Source organism: Xanthomonas dyei, from assembly GCF_002939865.1.
GTDB classification, from domain to species: Bacteria; Pseudomonadota; Gammaproteobacteria; order Xanthomonadales; family Xanthomonadaceae; genus Xanthomonas; species Xanthomonas dyei.
In genome coordinates, this window is record NZ_MDEE01000001.1 from 468843 (window position 1) to 486603 (window position 17761).

20 protein-coding genes and 1 pseudogene are annotated in these 17761 nt (G+C 65.0%); 13 read left to right on the plus strand and 8 right to left on the minus strand.

Annotation, left to right across the window (positions count from 1 at the left end; all coding sequences use genetic code 11):
- Window positions 1-49: 49 nt before the first annotated feature.
- From XdyCFBP7245_RS02080 to XdyCFBP7245_RS02100, 5 genes are all read left to right on the plus strand, one after another.
- Window positions 50-919 carry an SPFH domain-containing protein gene (locus tag XdyCFBP7245_RS02080; RefSeq protein WP_104614150.1) on the plus strand — a complete coding sequence of 290 codons (870 nt, stop codon included), beginning with the start codon at window positions 50-52 and terminating at the stop codon, window positions 917-919.
- Between the two features lie 9 nt (window positions 920-928).
- Window positions 929-1213, plus strand: coding sequence for a hypothetical protein (locus XdyCFBP7245_RS02085; protein ID WP_104614151.1), 285 nt, complete (start codon window positions 929-931; stop codon window positions 1211-1213).
- Window positions 1210-1389 (plus strand): type II toxin-antitoxin system antitoxin, encoded by a 180-nt coding sequence (locus tag XdyCFBP7245_RS02090; protein WP_104614152.1) that lies wholly within the window; start codon window positions 1210-1212, stop codon window positions 1387-1389. Before XdyCFBP7245_RS02085 ends, XdyCFBP7245_RS02090 begins: the two co-directional genes overlap by 4 nt.
- A 172-nt stretch (window positions 1390-1561) precedes the next feature.
- On the plus strand, window positions 1562-2173 hold the full coding sequence (locus tag XdyCFBP7245_RS02095) for a PH domain-containing protein (RefSeq protein ID WP_104614153.1): 612 nt from the start codon (window positions 1562-1564) through the stop codon (window positions 2171-2173).
- 15 nt (window positions 2174-2188) lie between these two features.
- Complete coding sequence (locus tag XdyCFBP7245_RS02100) at window positions 2189-2986, plus strand: M15 family metallopeptidase (RefSeq protein WP_104614154.1); 798 nt, start codon at window positions 2189-2191, stop codon at window positions 2984-2986.
- 36 nt (window positions 2987-3022) lie between these two features.
- Here the strand turns inward: XdyCFBP7245_RS02100 and XdyCFBP7245_RS02105 are convergent, their stop codons facing one another.
- The 6 genes and pseudogenes from XdyCFBP7245_RS02105 to XdyCFBP7245_RS02130 form a co-directional block, all read right to left on the minus strand.
- Window positions 3023-3697 carry a DNA-3-methyladenine glycosylase family protein gene (locus XdyCFBP7245_RS02105; protein WP_104614155.1) on the minus strand — a complete coding sequence of 225 codons (675 nt, stop codon included), beginning with the start codon at window positions 3695-3697 and terminating at the stop codon, window positions 3023-3025.
- Between the two features lies 1 nt (window position 3698).
- The gene (locus XdyCFBP7245_RS02110) at window positions 3699-4070 is read right to left on the minus strand and encodes a DUF423 domain-containing protein (RefSeq protein ID WP_170068446.1); all 372 of its coding nucleotides are present in this window, start codon (window positions 4068-4070) and stop codon (window positions 3699-3701) included.
- Window positions 4071-4166: 96 nt separating this feature from the next.
- Entirely contained in the window at window positions 4167-5348 is a 1182-nt protein-coding gene (locus XdyCFBP7245_RS02115; RefSeq protein WP_104614157.1) for a polyketide cyclase, read from the minus strand.
- A gap of 367 nt (window positions 5349-5715) precedes the next feature.
- Window positions 5716-5784, minus strand: a pseudogene (locus XdyCFBP7245_RS24400) (DNA-binding response regulator); the annotation flags it as partial.
- 82 nt (window positions 5785-5866) lie between these two features.
- Window positions 5867-6508 carry a response regulator gene (locus tag XdyCFBP7245_RS02125; RefSeq protein ID WP_005990002.1) on the minus strand — a complete coding sequence of 214 codons (642 nt, stop codon included), beginning with the start codon at window positions 6506-6508 and terminating at the stop codon, window positions 5867-5869.
- Complete coding sequence (locus XdyCFBP7245_RS02130) at window positions 6508-7701, minus strand: sensor histidine kinase (RefSeq protein ID WP_104614159.1); 1194 nt, start codon at window positions 7699-7701, stop codon at window positions 6508-6510. The genes XdyCFBP7245_RS02125 and XdyCFBP7245_RS02130 overlap by 1 nt, the downstream gene beginning before the upstream one ends.
- Before the next feature lie 231 nt (window positions 7702-7932).
- On the opposite strand from XdyCFBP7245_RS02130, the gene XdyCFBP7245_RS02135 reads away from it, so the two are divergent.
- From XdyCFBP7245_RS02135 to XdyCFBP7245_RS02155, 5 genes are all read left to right on the plus strand, one after another.
- Window positions 7933-8532, plus strand: a complete 600-nt coding sequence (locus tag XdyCFBP7245_RS02135; RefSeq protein WP_055845605.1) for a GNAT family N-acetyltransferase — start codon at window positions 7933-7935, stop codon at window positions 8530-8532.
- A gap of 2 nt (window positions 8533-8534) precedes the next feature.
- On the plus strand, window positions 8535-9281 hold the full coding sequence (gene minC, locus XdyCFBP7245_RS02140) for a septum site-determining protein MinC (protein ID WP_104614160.1): 747 nt from the start codon (window positions 8535-8537) through the stop codon (window positions 9279-9281).
- A 35-nt stretch (window positions 9282-9316) separates the two neighbouring features.
- The gene (gene minD / locus XdyCFBP7245_RS02145; RefSeq protein ID WP_055845610.1) at window positions 9317-10126 is read left to right on the plus strand and encodes a septum site-determining protein MinD; all 810 of its coding nucleotides are present in this window, start codon (window positions 9317-9319) and stop codon (window positions 10124-10126) included.
- Window positions 10127-10128: 2 nt separating this feature from the next.
- Window positions 10129-10386, plus strand: coding sequence for a cell division topological specificity factor MinE (minE, locus tag XdyCFBP7245_RS02150; protein WP_005994583.1), 258 nt, complete (start codon window positions 10129-10131; stop codon window positions 10384-10386).
- Window positions 10387-10541: 155 nt separating this feature from the next.
- Window positions 10542-11033: a hypothetical protein gene (locus tag XdyCFBP7245_RS02155; RefSeq protein WP_170068448.1), complete on the plus strand. Its 492-nt coding sequence runs from the start codon at window positions 10542-10544 to the stop codon at window positions 11031-11033.
- A gap of 186 nt (window positions 11034-11219) precedes the next feature.
- Here XdyCFBP7245_RS02155 and XdyCFBP7245_RS02160 read toward each other — a convergent pair whose 3' ends face one another.
- Complete coding sequence (locus XdyCFBP7245_RS02160; RefSeq protein ID WP_104614161.1) at window positions 11220-12518, minus strand: sensor histidine kinase; 1299 nt, start codon at window positions 12516-12518, stop codon at window positions 11220-11222.
- Window positions 12511-13227 (minus strand): response regulator transcription factor, encoded by a 717-nt coding sequence (locus tag XdyCFBP7245_RS02165; protein WP_104614162.1) that lies wholly within the window; start codon window positions 13225-13227, stop codon window positions 12511-12513. Before XdyCFBP7245_RS02165 ends, XdyCFBP7245_RS02160 begins: the two co-directional genes overlap by 8 nt.
- Before the next feature lie 146 nt (window positions 13228-13373).
- Here XdyCFBP7245_RS02165 and XdyCFBP7245_RS02170 point away from each other — a divergent pair, with 146 nt between their 5' ends.
- The 3 genes from XdyCFBP7245_RS02170 (at window position 13374) to XdyCFBP7245_RS02180 (ending at window position 17628) form a co-directional block, all read left to right on the plus strand.
- Window positions 13374-15107 carry an ArnT family glycosyltransferase gene (locus XdyCFBP7245_RS02170; protein ID WP_104614163.1) on the plus strand — a complete coding sequence of 578 codons (1734 nt, stop codon included), beginning with the start codon at window positions 13374-13376 and terminating at the stop codon, window positions 15105-15107.
- A 98-nt stretch (window positions 15108-15205) separates the two neighbouring features.
- The gene (locus XdyCFBP7245_RS02175) at window positions 15206-15970 is read left to right on the plus strand and encodes a phosphatase PAP2 family protein (RefSeq protein WP_104614248.1); all 765 of its coding nucleotides are present in this window, start codon (window positions 15206-15208) and stop codon (window positions 15968-15970) included.
- Entirely contained in the window at window positions 15967-17628 is a 1662-nt protein-coding gene (locus XdyCFBP7245_RS02180; RefSeq protein ID WP_104614164.1) for a phosphoethanolamine transferase, read from the plus strand. Before XdyCFBP7245_RS02175 ends, XdyCFBP7245_RS02180 begins: the two co-directional genes overlap by 4 nt.
- The last annotated feature ends 133 nt before the right edge of the window (window positions 17629-17761 follow it).

Consider the following 17761-nt stretch of genomic DNA (forward strand, 5'->3'; position numbering starts at 1 on the left):
TGATATCACTTTGATATCTTCTTGCCTCGCCATCCAAGGAGAGTCACTCATGAAAGAGAAGCCGATTGGCTCATTGCCGGGCATCCCCCTCGTCCTGGTTGCCGGCGCCGGCCTCATCGGCGCAGCCTGGTACGTCTTGACGGCAATGGCCAGCAACAGCATCACGCCGGGTGGGCTTGTCGGAGCGGGCCTGGTCGCCGCGGCATGCATCTTCATGCTCGCCGGCCTCTACACCCTGGAACCGAACCAGGCTGCGGTGCTGAGCCTGTTCGGCAAGTACGTCGGCACGGCCAAGGACCCAGGCCTGCGCTGGAATGTGCCCTTCTACGCCAAACGCCGGGTCAGCCAGCGCGTGCGCAATTTCGAAAGCGGCCGGCTCAAGGTCAACGAACTGGATGGCAGCCCGATCGAAATTGCTGCCGTGATCGTGTGGCAGGTCATGGACGGGTCGGAGGCGGTCTACAACGTCGACGATTACGAAAGCTTCGTGCATATCCAGTCCGAAGCCGCGCTGCGCGCGATGGCCACCAGCTATCCCTACGACCAGCATGAAGACGGGCAGATTTCGTTGCGCAGCCATCCGGCCGAAATCAGTGAGCAGCTCAAGCGGCATCTGGACGAACGCCTGACCCAGGCGGGCGTGGACGTGATCGAAGCGCGCATCAGCCACCTGGCCTATGCACCGGAAATCGCCCAGGCCATGCTGCAGCGCCAGCAGGCCAATGCGGTGATCGCCGCACGCACGCGCATTGTTGCGGGCGCCGTGGGCATGGTGGAGATGGCACTGGCCGAGTTGCAGAAAAACGGCGTGGTGCAGTTGGACGAAGAGCGCAAGGCGCATATGGTCAGCAACTTGCTGACCGTGTTGTGCTCCGACCGCGGCACCCAACCGGTGGTCAACGCCGGCTCGCTCTATTGAGGTGAAACAATGAATGTCATGGTGCCGTTGGTGGTCGCTCTGTCCGGTTTGCCCGCCTTGGCGATCGCCGCCTCCATCGGTGCGGACGACGACGACCGCGCACGCGGCCTGGGCCTGCGTTGGGCGCTGATCAGCCTGGTGATCCTGATCGGTGCTGCCTGCCTGTACTGGGCCGGCGACAACCGCGCCGGCATCTATGCGGTGGTGATCGGCATGATCATCGGCGTCAACGTCGTGATCGTCTCGATGGTCATGCACCTGCGCCGCCACAGCGGCCGCGGTGAGCGCGAGTGAGCGAAAAGAAGGCCTATCCGCTGCGCATCAACGCCGATGTGCTGGCTGCCGTGCAGCGCTGGTCCGACGACGAGTTGCGCAGCCTCAACGCGCAGATCGAATACGTGTTGCGCGATGCGCTGCGCAAGGCAGGGCGCTTGCCGAAGCCGCAGGGCGACAAGGAGTCGCAGACATGAGCAGGCGCTGCAACGGGCGAAGCATCGCGGCATCGCTGTCATGTCTCCACGCCGTCAACGGCGATGACGTCCAGGTCGCGGCGGCCCTACCGAACAACCCCGGCATGCTCGCTGTCGTGCGCCCACACGTATTGCCAAGCGTCACGCCACAGGTGCCGATCGAGGACGCCTGATGACGACGCGATCCGGCCAACGCCACGGCAACGTTGCACAGCACACGGCACACACCGGTCACCGCCAGCCACCGCACCGACGCGAGTACGCCGTCGCTCCGGTCGCGCCCTGGGGGCTTGCGCTGTGGCTATGGCTTCCGTTGCTGGCTGTCGCGTGCGTGATCGTCGTGGTACATGCGGACAATGTCCGTAGTGGACATCCTGCCGCTCTGTACGCCCACCTGGCATTGCTGCTGGCAATCGCAGTGAGCTGCACCGCCGCGCATGCGCGACGTGGTATCCGACTGCAGGACGACCGCTTGATCGTGCGCTCGACACTGTTCACCAAGCAGGTACCTGTCGACCAGATGCGGCTGGACACGGCGCGCGTGGTCGATCTGGCCGAGCACCCTGCCTTCAAGCCAGGCCGAAAGTCGTTGGGCTTTGGCTATCCGGGTTTCCATTCCGGGTACTACCGCAGCAGACAGGCAGGCCCGGGGTTCTATCTGATCACCCAATCGGCCCGCGTGCTGACCCTCCCACTGAAGGACGGCAGCGTGCTCGTGCTCAGTCCCGAACAGCCGCGCCAGCTGCTGCAGGATCTACAGCAACTGGCCGCGCAACGCGCTTAGCCCTACCCTGTCGCGATGCGCCCAAGACTGTCCCTGCTGCTCAACACCACCGCCATCGAACTGGTGCCGGCCGCGATCATGCGCGCGCGCAGCAATGCCGATGCGCGCGTACTGGCGCAGGCCGACTGGCTACTGCGGCGCAAATGGGATGGGCGCTATCTGGCCGCGCAGCTGCCGCACGGGCTGATGCCGCTGGTGCCGCGACTTGCGCGCGAAGCTGGTCTGGACGAGGCACTGGACCGGCTGCAGGGCGCCACTGCGCGTTCCAGCCCAGGCGACGAGGGCGTTCTTGCGGTCGACGGCTTGCAACATCGCCTCACACAGCTCGGGCTTGGTGCAGATGACTATGTAGAACAGACCGGCCTGCGCCTGATCGCCGAACCGGCAACGTTGCAGTTCGCCGGGCACGATCGCTTCGGCCGGCCGCTCTGGCTCAGCGCGGGTGCCGTGCGTGCGTGGCAGCAGATGCGTGCGGCTGCGCTGCGTGCGGACATCGTGCTCGATGCGATCTCCGGCTACCGCAGCCACGATTACCAACTGGGCATCTTCGAACGCAAGTTCGCACACGGGCTGACGCTGGAGCAGATTCTGGCGGTCAATGCCGCACCGGGCTTCAGCGAACACCACAGCGGCGATGCACTCGATATCGGCACTCCGGGCGAACCGCCGGCCGAAGAATCGTTCGAGGCGACCGCTGCGTTTGCGTGGCTGCGCAGTCACGCGGGCCAGTTCGGCTATCGCTTGAGTTATCCGCGCGACAACCCGCATGGCATCGTCTACGAACCCTGGCATTGGCGGTGGCACGCGGCCTGATGCGTGCCGCAATCAGGTGCGGCGCGATGCGCGCGCCTACTCCTGCGAGCGCGGGGTCGGCACCTTGGTCGCGACGCTGAAGTCGGCGATCTTCCATAAATAAAACGCGGCGTAAGTGCGGTACGGACCCCACCGCTGCCCGCGCTCGGCAAGCTCCTTGGGCGAGGGCATCTGCTCTTGTTTGTCCACGCGCTGGGCGCCCTTGCGCACGCCCAGGTCGTCGATGGGCAGCAGGTCCGGGCGGCCCAGGCGGAACATCAGCATCATCTCCACCGTCCAGCGGCCGATGCCGCGTACCGGCACCAAGGCCTCGACGATGGCGTCGTCTTCCATGAAGGCGAGTTTGCGCAGCGAGGGGATTTCACCCAGCGCTTCGCGCCGGGCAAGGTCGCGCAGTGCCAGCGCCTTGTTGCCGGACACGCCGCAGGCTCGCAGGGCGGCATCGTCCACGCCTCCCAGGGTGTCGGCATGCAGCCGGCTCGATCCGATCGCCACCTCCACCCGCGCCACGATCGTGGATGCGGCCTTGCCGCTGAGTTGCTGAAACAGGATGGCACGCGCCAACGCGTCCACCGGGTCGAACGGTTTGCGCCAGCCCGGCTGCGGGGCGATGGGGCCGATGCGCTTCATCCACGCACCCAGCGCGCGGTCGCGCCGGCTCAACTGCGCGAACGCTGCCTCGACATCGAATCCGCGGGCATGCCGTGGCATCTCAACGCCTCAATGCGCCGATCGCCAGCACCACCCAGCCCAGCATCAGGCCGACCCCGCCGATCGGTGCCAGGCTGGTCGGCCAGTGCAGCAAGGCGCCACCGACCAGGCTGCCGGCAAACAGCAACGTGCCCAGCAATAACAGATACAACCCGACGCGCGCGAGCGCGCGCGTTTCGGTGGCGCCCAGCACGACCAGCACAGCGCCATGGCCGAATGCGTACAGAGCTGCCAACTGCAGCCGCGACTGCACCAGCGCGTCGGTCACGCCGTGCGAAGCATAGGCCGACAACCCCACCGCGACGGCGGCCAGCAAGCTGCCGCAAAAGGCCAGCAACGAGGGATGTTTCTTACGACGTTCGATTAAAGACATGCGGGCATTTTCCGTTGCGGCGCCGTGGCGCAAAAAAAAACGCGCCGCAAGACTGCGGCGCGTTTTCGTCTGGATCAGATCATCGTGGTGAAACGATTACTTGATGGCCCAGTAGACGTCATAGGTACCGTCCTGCGTAAACGACTTGTCCACGCCTCCCTTCCAAGACTCGTACGGACGCTCGGTCACGTCGTTGCCGCTGGTGGCAGCCCAGGCGCGCAGGGAGCTACGCACTGCATCCAGGCCGGCCATGTGGCCTGCGTAGGTTGCAAATGCCGAACGGTGCGCCTTGGTGCGCTCGTACTTCACCGGTGCTTCGGACGGGATATTGAGCTTGAGCTCTTCGCCCGTTGCGGCAACCGGCGTCGCATCGACCGGCGCAGCAGCCGCTGCGTCGTCCTTCTTGGCATCGGTCTTGGCGGTGTCGGTCTTGGCATCGGCCTTCGGCGCGCCACCGGCACGCTTGCGGACCGGCTGCACGACGTCGAACGCGTACTTGTCGCTGGCAAAGTCGGTGGTGACGATCCGGACCGGACCAACAGCTTCCAGGCCATTGGCGTCCATCACGCGCTTGATCCACTCCTGGTTGTCCTTGATCGACTTCTTGATCGTCTCGTTGTCACGATCAATGTTGCCCGCGGTGACGACCAGCAGGTCCTCGGCCGGCACATCGACGATCTTGAGATCGCTCAACACCGGCTTGCCATCCAGCTGCGCGCGGTAGTCGAAGTTCGGCACGGTGGCCAGTGCGGTTGCAAGACGCGACAGACCCAGCTTCAGGTCGTCGCCCACATGGCGGCTGACATACAAGCCGGCATAACGACCGAACAGGTTCCAGCCGTATTTGACGCTGTAATCCTGGGTGATCTTGACGTTCTTGTTGTTCTTGCCGGTCGGAGCCAGAGTGAAATTGGTGACCTTGTCGTAGCCCTTGGTGGGATCTTCGATCGCGATCTCAACACGCTCGTTCTTGACGGTGTTTTTGATTTCCCAGCTGCCGTTGCCGATATAGCCCTCGGTGGAGCTGTATTCGACGCGTGCACCCTTGCCCTCTTCCGGGCCGGCCAGCTTCAGCTGAATCTTCGGGTCACGCAGCACAAGCGGGTTCCAATCCTTGAAACGACGGAAGCTGTTCACGGTGTCGTAAACAATCGTCATTCTGCGGTTGGTCTCAACACTCTCGGACATCTGCCGCTCCGAGGGCAACACCAAGCCCACCACGACAAACAAGCCAGCCACGATCCCCAAGGCGATCAGGAACTCGATAATACGGGTCATTCAGGAGGTCTCCGGGGCCGATCCCACGGCCGGGTTGAGTGAAGCGAAGCCACCATCCTAGCAGGCTTCGAGAAAGATGTTCAGTTGTGCGACGGGTAGCGCGGTCTTGCGGTGTCATCCAGCGCGCGAAACGCCGTTGCGAAACCGCGCAATCCCAGCCTGCGCAAGGGTTTGCGCCGATTGCGCGCAGTCATGATGCACATCGTGCGCTGCGTGCGTGTGATGCCGCGTCCGTTAGAGGTATGCACGGCCGTATCACCGTCCTATTCGGCGCGGCGCAACTGCGTAACAGAGTGCGTGCAGGATCGCGATGCCGCGTCACGCAGCAATCGCTGCGCGCCGGCATCGCATTACGACAGCACGGCCGTCAGACCAGCTGCAGCTCGAAGGCCTTGAGTACCGCGCGGGTGCGGTCGCGCACGCCCAACTTGGACAGGGTGAGCAGGCGCTGCCTGCAAGCCGCAGGCTTGCGCGCCCGCGAACGCCCGGCGCGCTGCGCCGGGCGGGACATCCTGCTATCAGACCAGCTGCAGCTCGAAGGCCTTGAGTACCGCGCGGGTGCGGTCGCGCACGCCCAACTTGGACAGGATGTTGGACACGTGATTCTTGATGGTGCCCTCGGCCACGCCCAGCGAATTGGCGATCTCCTTGTTGGAAAAGCCACTCGCCATCAACCGTAGGATCTCGGTCTCGCGATCGGTGAGCGGATCGGGCCGGTCCAGGCTGACGAACTCGTTGCGCATGTGCTCCAGGCCCGAGAGCAGGCGCTGGGTCACCGCCGGCTGCACCAGCGAGCCGCCGTCGGCCACGGTACGGATCGCGCCGACCAGCTGTTCCAGCGAGACATCCTTGAGCAGATAGCCCTTGGCGCCGGCCTTGAGCCCGGCCAGCACCAGTTGGTCGTCGTCGAAGGTGGTCAGGATGATGGTCGGCGGCAGGGTGCCGTTGCGCGAGAGCATCTGCAGGGCTTCCAGGCCGGACATCACCGGCATGCGCATGTCCATCAGCACCACGTCCGGCTGGATCTGCGGAATCTGCTCCACCGCCTGCTTGCCGTCCGAGGCCTCGGCCACCACCTCGATGCCGTTGTCCAGCGCCAGCAGCGAGCGGATCCCCTGGCGCACCAGGGTTTGGTCGTCGACCAGGCACACACGGATCATCAGAACACTCCTTGAGTAACGGCCGCAGGCATCAGTGCCGGCGCGCCTGGAACGCAGATGCGCAGGCCGAAGCCGTCGCCGCGCCGGGTTTGGATTTCCAGCTTCCCACCATACTGGCTGAGCCGCTCACGCATGCCGCGCAAGCCGTTGCCTGGCGCCACCGCATCGGCGCCATGGCCGTCGTCGCGGGCGTCGATCAGCACGGTGTCCGCGTCGCGTCGCACCTGGATCCACAGATTGCGCGCGCCGGCATGGCGCACCGCGTTGGTGATGATCTCCTGGGTGCAGCGCAGCAGCACGTGCGCACGCTCGGGGTCGTCCAGGGTCAGCGGTTGGGCGATATCCAAGTGGATGTCCAGCGAGGGGACCTGGGTCACCAGCGGGCGCAGCGCCGCCTCCAGATCGATGGCGCCGCTGTCGCGCAAATGGCTGACCGCCTCGCGCACATCGGTGAGCAGCAGCTTGGCCAGGGTGTGCGCCTGACGCACGTGTTCCTGCGCCTGGCCTTCGGTGATGTGACCGGCCACTTCCAGGTTGAGGCTGAGCGCGGTGAGATGGTGACCGAGCAGATCGTGCAGTTCGCGCGAGATGCGGGTGCGCTCGTTGATGCGCGCGCTTTCGGCCAGCAGCGCGCGGGTGGCACGCAGTTCGGCGTTGAGCCGGCGCTGTTCTTCGCGTGCCTCGGTCTGCTGCCGGGCGACCAGGCTGGTGACGAAGATGAACATCGAAAAGCCGCCGTACAGCAGCGATTGCATCAGCGCGCCTGAGACCGGGAACCCCAGCAGCAGATGGTAGACCGGCAGCACCGCCAGTTGGCTCAGCACCAGCCACACCACGCCCACACGTAGCGGCAACAGCCAGGGGATCACCCCGGCCGCCACCATCATCAAGATACTGCCGAGGCCGGTTCGGGTGAGATAGCTGACCGCCAACGCGCAGACCGTGAGCAAGAGCAGGATGAGTCGGTCGTACCAATGCGCATGACCGCCACTGCTCAAGCCGCGCGTCAACCAGAAATAGCTGACACCGAAGCCGACGAAGAACGCCGACATCGTGGCCGCCTCCAGCACGCTGCGGTGGTCGCCATCTTCGGCAGGCGCCCAGTAGATGAACACCAACGGCATGGCGATCATCGCCCAGGTGAACAGGCCGGCGAAGCGCAGGACGCGCGTATGACTGAGGTATCCCAACATGCTGGCATCTTAGGCCCAAGCGCCGCCGCTGCCCTCTTGCCGGAAGTCATGCATGCACGCGTTCGCCTGCACGCACCTGCCGGCCCGGCCGGATTTGCGCATCTGCGTTGCCCTGCGCGAAGGCGCCGTGCGCGCCGGGGAGCACGCGGCGGGTCGCCGCTTCAGGCCACGCATGTAATAATCCGACGCAGATCCGATTTCGGATCGAGAGCGTTACCCCACGGAGTCCCAATGTCGATCGTCATCCGCGACGTGCGCGAGCACGAGCTCGATTCCGTCCTGGCCCTGAACAACAATGCCGGACTGGCGATCCTGCCGCTGGATTCAAACAAGCTGCAACGCTTCTACGAGCAGGCCGAATATTTCCGCGTCGCCGAGCGCGACGGCAACCTGGCCGGTTTCCTGGTCGGGTTCGGTAGCGGCAGTGCCCATGACAGCAGCAACTTCGCCTGGTTCCGGGACCGTCATCCGGAATTCTTCTACATCGACCGCATCGTGGTCGCCAGCCGCCGTCGCGGCGGCGGTGTCGGGCGGGCGTTCTATGCCGATGTGCAGAGCTATACCGAGCTGCGCTACCCGCAGCTGGCCTGCGAAGTGTTCCTGGACCACGGCGCCGATGCGGCGTTGCTGTTCCATGGCAGCTTCGGCTTCCGCGAGGTCGGCCAGAACACCATGCCCGACGTGGAGGTGCGCGCGAGCATGCTGATGAAGGACATGAGCAGCTATCCGTGGGTCAAGGAGACCTACGGCGGCAAGTTGCCCGAAGAATTGCCGTGGGTCGGCCGGCCGCGGCATGCCGCCGCCACCGACAACCCATCGACGGGGAGCTGAGCGTGTCGAGTGTGAATGTGGATTTTGAACAGGCCGGCGAACTCAAGATCGGCCAGGTGGGCATCGCCAACCTGCGCGTGCGCACGCTGGATGTGCCGCGCCTGGTGCAGGAAATGCGCGAGCGCGTGACCCGTGCGCCCAAGCTGTTCGGGCGGGCGGCGGTGATCCTGGATTTTGGCGGTCTGTCGCAGGTGCCGGACGTGGCCACCGCCAAGGCGCTGCTGGACGGCCTGCGCGATGCCGGCGTGCTGCCGGTGGCGCTGGCCTATGGCACCAGCGAGATCGACCTGCTCTCCCAGCAGCTTGGCGTGCCGCTGCTGGCCAAATTTCGCGCGCAATACGAGCCGACCGCGGTCAGCCCACCGCCTCCACCGCCGCCGCCGGCACGCGCCGAACCCGCAGCGCCGGCCGCGCGCCCGGCGCCGGGCCGCATGCAACGCAATGCGGTGCGTTCGGGTCAGCAGCTGTACGCGGAAAACTGCGACCTGACCGTACTCAATACGGTCGGCGCCGGGGCGGAGGTCATCGCCGACGGCAGCATCCATATCTACGGTACCCTGCGTGGCCGCGCTCTGGCCGGCGCGCAGGGCAACCCGGACGCGCGCATCTTTTGCCGCGACTTCCACGCCGAACTGGTCGCCATCGCTGGCCACTACAAGGTGCTGGACGATGTTCCCATGGACCTGCGTGGCAAGGCCGTCCAGGTCTGGCTGGAGCAGGATCAGATCAAGATCGCTGCGCTTGATTGACGCGGCCCAACCACAGAAATATTCGGAGAAATCCTTTGGCTGAAATCATCGTAGTCACCTCCGGCAAGGGCGGCGTCGGCAAGACCACCACCAGCGCGAGCCTGGCCTGCGGGCTGGCACGGCGCGGCAAGAAGGTCGCCGTCATCGACTTCGACGTCGGTCTGCGCAACCTGGACCTGATCATGGGCTGCGAGCGGCGCGTGGTGTACGACTTCGTCAACGTCGTGCATGGCGAAGCCACGCTCAAGCAGTCGCTGATCAAGGACAAGCGCTTCGACAACCTGTACGTGCTGGCTGCCTCGCAGACCCGCGACAAGGATGCGCTGACCCAGGACGGCGTAGAAAAGGTGCTCAAGGACCTGGCCGCCGACGGCTTCGAGTACATCGTCTGCGACTCGCCGGCCGGCATCGAAAAAGGCGCGTTCCTGTCGATGTATTTCGCCGACCGCGCCGTAGTGGTGGTGAACCCGGAAGTGTCTTCGGTGCGCGACTCCGACCGCATCATCGGCCTGCTCGATTCCAAGACCCGCAAGGCCGAAGAAGGCAAGACGGTACCGGCGTTCCTGTTGCTGACCCGCTATAGCCCGGGCCGCGTGGAAGGCGGCGAGATGCTCAGCATCACCGACGTGGAAGAAGTGCTGGGGCTCAAGGCCATCGGCGTGATTCCCGAGTCCGGCGACGTGCTCAACGCCTCCAACAAGGGCGAGCCGGTGATCCTGGATGGCGAGTCCCCGGCCGGCCAGGCCTACGACGACGCGGTCGCACGCATCATGGGCGAAGAGCGCCCGATGCGATTCATATCCGTGGAGAAGAAAGGCTTCTTCAGCAAGCTGTTCGGAGGCTAATCATGGGCCTGCTCGATTTTCTCAAGAGCAAGAAAAACACCGCCGAGACGGCCAAGAACCGCCTGCAGATCATCATTGCGCAGGAGCGCAACCACCGTGGCGGGCCGGATTACCTGCCGCTGCTGCAGCGCGAATTGCTGGAAGTGATCAAGAAGTACGTCAACATCGACGCCGATGCGGTGCGGGTGGATCTGGTCAAGGACGGCGAGCACGACGTACTGGATATTTCAGTCGCCCTGCCGGAAGACGGCGACAAGTAATGCGGTCGTTGCCGCCAGCGTGCAGCCCGTAGACGCTTGCGCGCTGTGTGGCGCCTCCGCATCGCCCTCCTGACGGTACCGTGTTTGCACGGTGCCGTTTTGGTTTCTGTCCCACTGCGCGCCATTGCGGCGCGCCCGACCGCGAGCCACTGCGCGTGATTCCACATCCTGCTTCCGCATCCGATGCTTCCGCTGTGCTGTGCGTGGCCGATATCGGCCTGGACGCACCGGCGGCCTTGCTGGGCCGGTATGGCCTGCGCCTGCATCGCGTGGACGCGGGCGCAGCGATTCCAGGCAGTTTCTGGGGCGAACCGGAAGCGGGCATCATCGGCTGCGATGTCTATGTGCGCGACGACACGCCGGTGCATTCGATGCTGCATGAAGCCGGGCACCTGATCGTGCTGCCTACCGACAAACGTGCCGCCGTACATACCGATGCCACCGATTCGGTGGACGAGGAAGACGCCACCTGTTACCTGCAGATTCTGCTGGCCGACCAGTTACCGGGCGTGGGCAGTGCGCGGCTGATGGCCGACATGGATGCCTGGGGCTATACCTATCGACTGGGGTCCACCCGTGCCTGGTTCGAGCAGGATGCGGAGAACGCGCGCCGCTGGTTGCACGAACGCGGGCTGCTGCCGGTCTGAGCTGGCTGCATGATGGCGCGGTGTGCGCTGTGGCTCCTACCAATGGGCAAGACGCTTGCGTGGCTTGGGGTGCAGGCTAAGGACGACTGCCTGTGCCTGCGGATCACCGTGCGCGATCAACATGCCGTCGCAACGTGCGCCGTGCACTGCACCATCTTGCGATGCAGGCAGTGCGCACGCTGATGGCTATGCGTGTGGGGGCTCGATCGCGGCCACGGCACCGAACAGATCCAGCGTTGCGACCGTGCCCTGCCCTGCATCGGATTCCAGGCTGAGCTTCCAGCCCAGGTGTTCGCACAGCCGGCCGATCAGCTCCAGTCCGATGCCGTTGCCTTGCCGTGCATTGCCGCGTGCCAGGCGTGCGTAGATCGCGCTGATTTCTTCCGGCGTCATGCCGTGGCCCGGGTCGGCAATGCGCACCACGCCGGGCGCCGATAGCGCGATTCGGATGATGCCGCGGTCGCTGTTTTCGATCGCATTGCGCAGCAGATTGCCGATGGCGGTCTGTACGATGGCGACCGGCGCGGTGAGGCTGCACGGCGGCAACGGCTCGATGACCAGCTGCAGATCCTTGTCTGCGCACAGATGCGCGTGGTCGGCGACGATGTCCGGAATCAGATGATCCAGCCGCAACGTATCGCTGCTGCGCACCAGCCGGCTTGGGTCTTTTGCCAGCACCAGCAACAAGGTGATCAGTTGCTCCACCGATGCGCTGGTCTGTGCGATGCGCTGCAACTGGTGGCGCACCGCCGGCGGCGTGCCGGGCTGCTCCAACGCCAGTTCCACCGCATTGCCGATCACCGCGATCGGCGTGCGTAGCTCGTGGCTGGCGCTGTCGATGAAGGCGCGCTCGCGCTCGACGAACTGGCCGTTGCGCTCCAGATAATCGTTGAGCGCATCGGCGATGACGTACAGCTCGGCGCTGCCCTGCGCGTCCACCGTCACCTGTTGCGCACGCTGTTCCGGGCGCAGCGCACCGATGTCACGGGCCAGCTCCACCAACGGGCTCACCAGTCTGGCCATTGCATAGGCGCCCATCAGCAAGGTGATGCCGATCAACGCGACGCCGGCGGCCAACATCCAGCGGGTGAGGAATTTTTCCAGCGCTTCGAAATCGGTGATGTCCAGCACCAGCACCAGGCGCCCCGCATGCGGCGTGTCGCGCACCATCAACGCGCTCGGGCGGCCATCGACGTCGCGCTCATGCAGGCCGGGATGCAAGGTGCGTAACACCGGCGGCACGGGCTTGCTGCCATCGAGGCGATACAACCGCAAGGTGTCCGAATCCTGCCAGTGATAACCGGGACTTTGCGCGCTGCTGTCCAGGATGCTGTCCAGTTCCGAGTTGAGCAGCGAGCGCCACACGCCATGCTCGGCGCGCTCGTGCAGGTATTGCGCGGTGCCGAACACCGCCAACGTCATCAGCAAGGTGTAGCCGAACAACCACACCATGACCCGACGTCCCAACGGGCGCGGCTTAGCCATCGGCGCGATCGCTGCTCGTCGGTTCGCTGGCGCCATCGAGTTCTGCCAAACGGTAGCCAAGCCGTGGCAGGGTATGGATCAGCTTCTGCGCGAACGGGCCGTCCACGCTGCGACGCAGCTCGTAGATATGCGAGCGCAGCATGTCGCCGTCGGGCGGGTCGTCGCCCCACAACGATTGCTCCAGGCGCTGCCGGGTGACGGCGGCCGGGCTGGCCTGCATCAACACCTCCAGCAATTTGCGGCAGGCCGGGTACAGGTGCAGCACCTGTCCGTCGCGGGTGGCCTCCAGGGTGGCCAGATCCAGGCGCAGATCGGCCACCTGCAACAGCTTGCCGCGGCGGCGGCCATTGGCACGCGCAAGCAAGGCCTCGATGCGCACTTCGAGCTCGGGCAGCGCGAACGGCTTGGTCAGGTAATCGTCCGCACCGGCGCGGAAGCCGGCGATCTTGTCCGGCAATTCGTCGCGCGCGGTGAGCATGATCACCGGCAGTTCGGACTGATGCTGCTCGCGCAGGCGGCGCAACACCTCCGGCCCGTCCATGCGCGGCATCATCCAGTCCAGCACCAGCACGTCGTACTGCTGGGTGGTGGCCAGATGCAGGCCGGTGACGCCATCGGGCGCTGCGTCCAGGGTGTGCCCGCGCGCTTCGAAATAGTCGAACAGGTTGGCAACCATGTTGCGGTTGTCTTCGATGACCAGCAGCCGCATGGCGGTTTCCAGAACAGCCCGACAGGGACGGTGTGCGCATCCTAACCGAGCCGGGCCGAACCCGACCGCTCCAGGCGGCTCGGCGCGCGTTCCGACAAAACTCCGACCCGCTTGCCAGCTATCGTTCTGCCCCTTTTAATCAGGGCATGCACGTGTCGCCTGCCAGCTCTGCCTCTCTCCCTCGTCGGCGCGCGCTGCTTGCCGCGTTGCTGCTGATCGTTGTCAGCCTGCTGGCCGGGCTCGGGCTACGCCAACCCAATCCGCCGGACGAGCCGCGCTTTGTGCTGGCCGCACGCACCATGGTCGAAAGCGGCCATTGGCTGCTGCCGCACCGTGGCAGCGAGCTGTATGCAGAAAAGCCGCCGGTGTTCATGTGGCTGCAGGCGGCAAGCTATGAGCTGGTGCCGCACTGGTCTGTCGCGTTTCTGTTGCCCTCGCTGCTGGCCGCGCTGGCAACGCTGTGGCTGACCTGGGACATGACGCGCCGGCTGTGGAACCGGCGCGTGGCCGGCTACGCGGTGCTGGCGTTGTTTGCGGTGCTGCAGTTCGGCCTCATGGCCAAGCGCGCGCAGATCGACATGGTGCTGGTGGCGCTGACCACGCTGTCGCTGTGGGGGATGCTGCGGCATGTGCTGCGCGGGCCGGATTGGCGTGCGTGGACGCTGGGGTTGTTTGCCGCTGGCGTCGGCACGGTGACCAAGGGCGTCGGCTTCCTGCCGCTGCTGCTGTTGCTGCCATGGATGGCGTTGCCGCGCCGGCATTGGAGCGTGCTGCCGGCGCGTGCGCAGACCGGGCGCAGCTGGTTGCTGGTGCTGCCGGCATTTTTGGCTGGCACTGCAGTCTGGCTGGGGCCGCTGGGCATCGCCCTGCTGCATAGCGATAACCCGCAGTTGCATGCATACGCGCACGAGTTGCTGTTTAAGCAGACCGGCACGCGCTATGCGCACGCCTGGCATCACGTCAAGCCGTTCTGGTACTACTTGCAGGTGATCGCCACGCTGTGGCTGCCGGGCTGCCTGCTGTTGCCGTGGCTGTTGCCGGCATGGTGGCGCCGGCTGCGCCGCGGCGACCCGCGCTATGTGCTGCTGCTGGCGTGGAGCGTGCTGGTGCTGCTGTTTTTCAGTGCCAGCCCAGGCAAGCGCGAGGTCTATATCTTCCCGATGCTGCCCGCGCTGTGCATGGCGGCGGCGCCGTTGCTGGCCGGGCTGCTGCGCCGTCGCGGTGTGCGTGTGCTGCTCAACGGCTATGTGCTGCTGCTTGCGCTCGCCGGTCTGATTCTGGGTGGCGGCATCGCGCTGCATCTGCATTGGGCCGAAAACACCGCGTTGAAACGCGGCATGGAGCTGGCGTCGTTGCAGTCGGTGGGGTTCTGGTTGATCGGTCTTGGCATCGTCGGCCTTGCAGTGATGGCGTGGTCGCGCGGCCGCCGCGCGGGCACCGCGGTGGTGGTCATGACCGCGGCGCTGTGGAGCGTGTACGGCCTGGGCTTGATGCCCGCGCTGGACCCTTACAGTTCGTCCGCGCGGCTGATGCAGCGCGTCGGCCAGCGTATCGGCCCGGATGCCGAGCTGGGCATGCTGGCCTGGCGCGAGCAGAACCTGCTGCAGGCCGACCGCGCGGTGACCGACTTCGGCTTCAAGGCGAGTTGGCAGCAACAGTGGGACAAGGCAGGCCCGTGGCTTGCGCAGGCGCCAGAAAAACGTTGGTTATTCGTGCTCAAGCAGGCTGTACCGGCATGTATCGATCCGGCGCAACGCATCGATATCGGCGAATCCAATCGCAATCAATGGCAATTGGTGCCGGGCACCGCGTGGCACGCCGGTTGCATCACCACGGCGTCCGACACCGAACAAACCGGTAGCGATGGCGATACAGACTGAATGCTCGGAGTCGGTTAACGACTGAGCAACTTCAGTCCGACCGCTCTCCGACATCCGGGTTTCGAAGATGCCGGGCAATGACACAGGCCGACATCTTGATGAGCACGCTTCCCGTCCATGCGCCAGTTCTGGCGCGCACCGCCCGTGATGTGCAGGCGCGTTTCTTCGTTCGCCATCTGTGGATGCCGCTGGCGGGTGTGCTGTTGGTCAGCGCCTTGTTGATGGGCGCAGGCGGCGACCAGTGGATTGCCGATGCGTTGTACCGGCTGGAAGGCGGGCATTGGCTGCTCAAGGACCACTGGTTCACCAGCGGCGTGATCCATCGCGTCGGCAAATGGTTGAGCACGGCTGCGGGTGTCAGCGTCGTAATCCTGGCGGTGGTTGCCTGGTGCAAGCCGCGTTTGCGTGTGCTGCGTTGGCCGCTCACCTACCTGGCCGCATCGATCGCGTTGTCGACCTCGCTGGTGTCGTTGCTCAAGTCGTGGACGGCGATGGATTGCCCGTGGGATCTGAGCCGGTATGGCGGCACGCAGGCGATGATCGGCTTGTTCGAATCGCGCCAGGGCATTGCCGCGTCCGGTTGTTTTCCGGCCGGCCATGCCAGTGCCGGGTATGCGTGGGTCGCGCTGTATTTCTGTGCGTTGTCGCTGCGTCCTGCGTGGCGCTTCCCAGGTTTGTTGATAGGGTTGGTGGCAGGTCTCATTTTCGGCGTTGCGCAGCAACTGCGTGGCGCGCATTTCCTCTCGCACGATGTATGGTCGCTGGCAGTGTGCTGGCTGACGGCACTGGCCTTGTACTGCGTGATGCTGGCGCGTCCGCATCGCGCGTCTGATTCGCTGTTGGCATCGGGGGATGCAGCATGAGCACCTGGTTACCGGAACCGCGCGGGCGCACCAGCGCGCGTGCGCTGACATGGAGTACCCGGCCGACCGTGTCGACCGAAGCGCTGGTGTTGCTGTCGAGCCTGTTCTTTGCGCTGGTATGCAATCAGCTGTTCTGGCGCACGGCAATGGCCACGCACCCGGGCAGTATCGGGTTTGCCATTTCATTGATGGCGCTGCTGGTCGCCGTGCACGCGCTGTTGTTGGGTCTGCTGGTGTGGCAATGGAACGCCAAACCGCTGCTGACCCTGCTGCTGTTCACCACCGCGCTGGCTGCGCACTACATGGACAGCTACAACGTCTATCTGGATGCGGACATGCTGCGCAACGTGCTGCATACCGACCACAAGGAATCGCGCGAGCTGCTCACGCCGGGGCTGATTTTCCCGCTGGTGTGCTACTTCCTGATTCCCACCGTGCTGCTGTGGCGTACGCGCTTGCGTGCACGCAGCACAGTCAAGTCGCTGCTGGTGCGGGTCGGCTTCTTGCTGGCGGTGGCGGTGGTGGGTGCCGCCGGTACCATGCTGTCGTCGCAGGATATTTCGGCGTTGATGCGCAATCACCGCGAAGTGCGTTACCTGGCCACGCCGATCAACTACATCGTCGCACTGCGCCAGAACCTCAAGTCCGATTCGCCGATCAAGCACGCGCCCAAGCAACCCATCGAACACGATGCCATCGCCACCCCGCGCGCTGCTGGCAGCCGCCCGCGTCTGTTGCTGCTGGTGCTGGGCGAAACCGCACGTGCGCAGAATTGGGGCCTCAGCGGCTATGCGCGCCAGACCACGCCGGAGCTGGCGCAGGCAGGGGTGATCAATTTCCCGGACATGCATTCGTGCGGCACCAGCACCGAAGTGTCGGTGCCCTGCATGTTCTCGCCGTTCGGCCGCCGCGATTACAACGAAGACATGATCCGCGGCCACCAGTCGTTCCTGCACGTGCTTGAACACGCCGGCATCTCCACGCTGTGGCGCGACAATCAGTCTGGCTGCAAGGGCGTGTGCGACGGGCTGGAGATCCAGAAGCTGGACGATGCCACCACACCGGAGCTGTGCGCCGATGGCCGTTGCATGGACGAAATCCTGTTGCGCGATCTGGCGGCGCAAGTGCGTGCCAAGCCCGGCGACCGCGTGGTGGTGTTGCATCAACTCGGCAGCCACGGGCCCAGCTATTTCGAACGCTACCCGGCGCAGTTCGAGCGTTTCAAGCCGGTATGCAAGACCGCCGACCTGGGCAGCTGCAGCCGCCAGAGCATCGTCAACGCCTACGACAATTCCATCGGCTATACCGATCATTTCCTCAATCAGGCCATCCATACATTGCGCGGCTTGTCCGACTACGACACTGCGATGATCTATCTCTCCGATCACGGCGAATCGTTGGGCGAGAAGGGCCTGTATCTGCATGGCGTGCCGTATGCCATCGCACCGAAGGAGCAGACCCACGTGCCGATGGTGATGTGGTTCTCGCCGGAGTTTGCGCGCGACCGTGGCCTGGATGAGACCTGCCTGCGCCACCGCGCCGGGCAATACACCGACCAGGACGCGCTGTTTCCCTCGGTACTGGGCCTGATGCAGGTCAAGACCAGCGTGTATGCACGCGAGCGCGATGTATTTGCGCAGTGCACCGGGAAAGGCTGAGCGTTATGGCACCGCCAAGGACGGGATCGGTCGCCGCTGCGTGGCATCCGCAGCGGCGCCGCTGGACCTGAAACACTGCTTGCCCTGAAGCCTCGCGCGCTCTAGCCTTCGCCGGACTTCACTGCAAGGACCA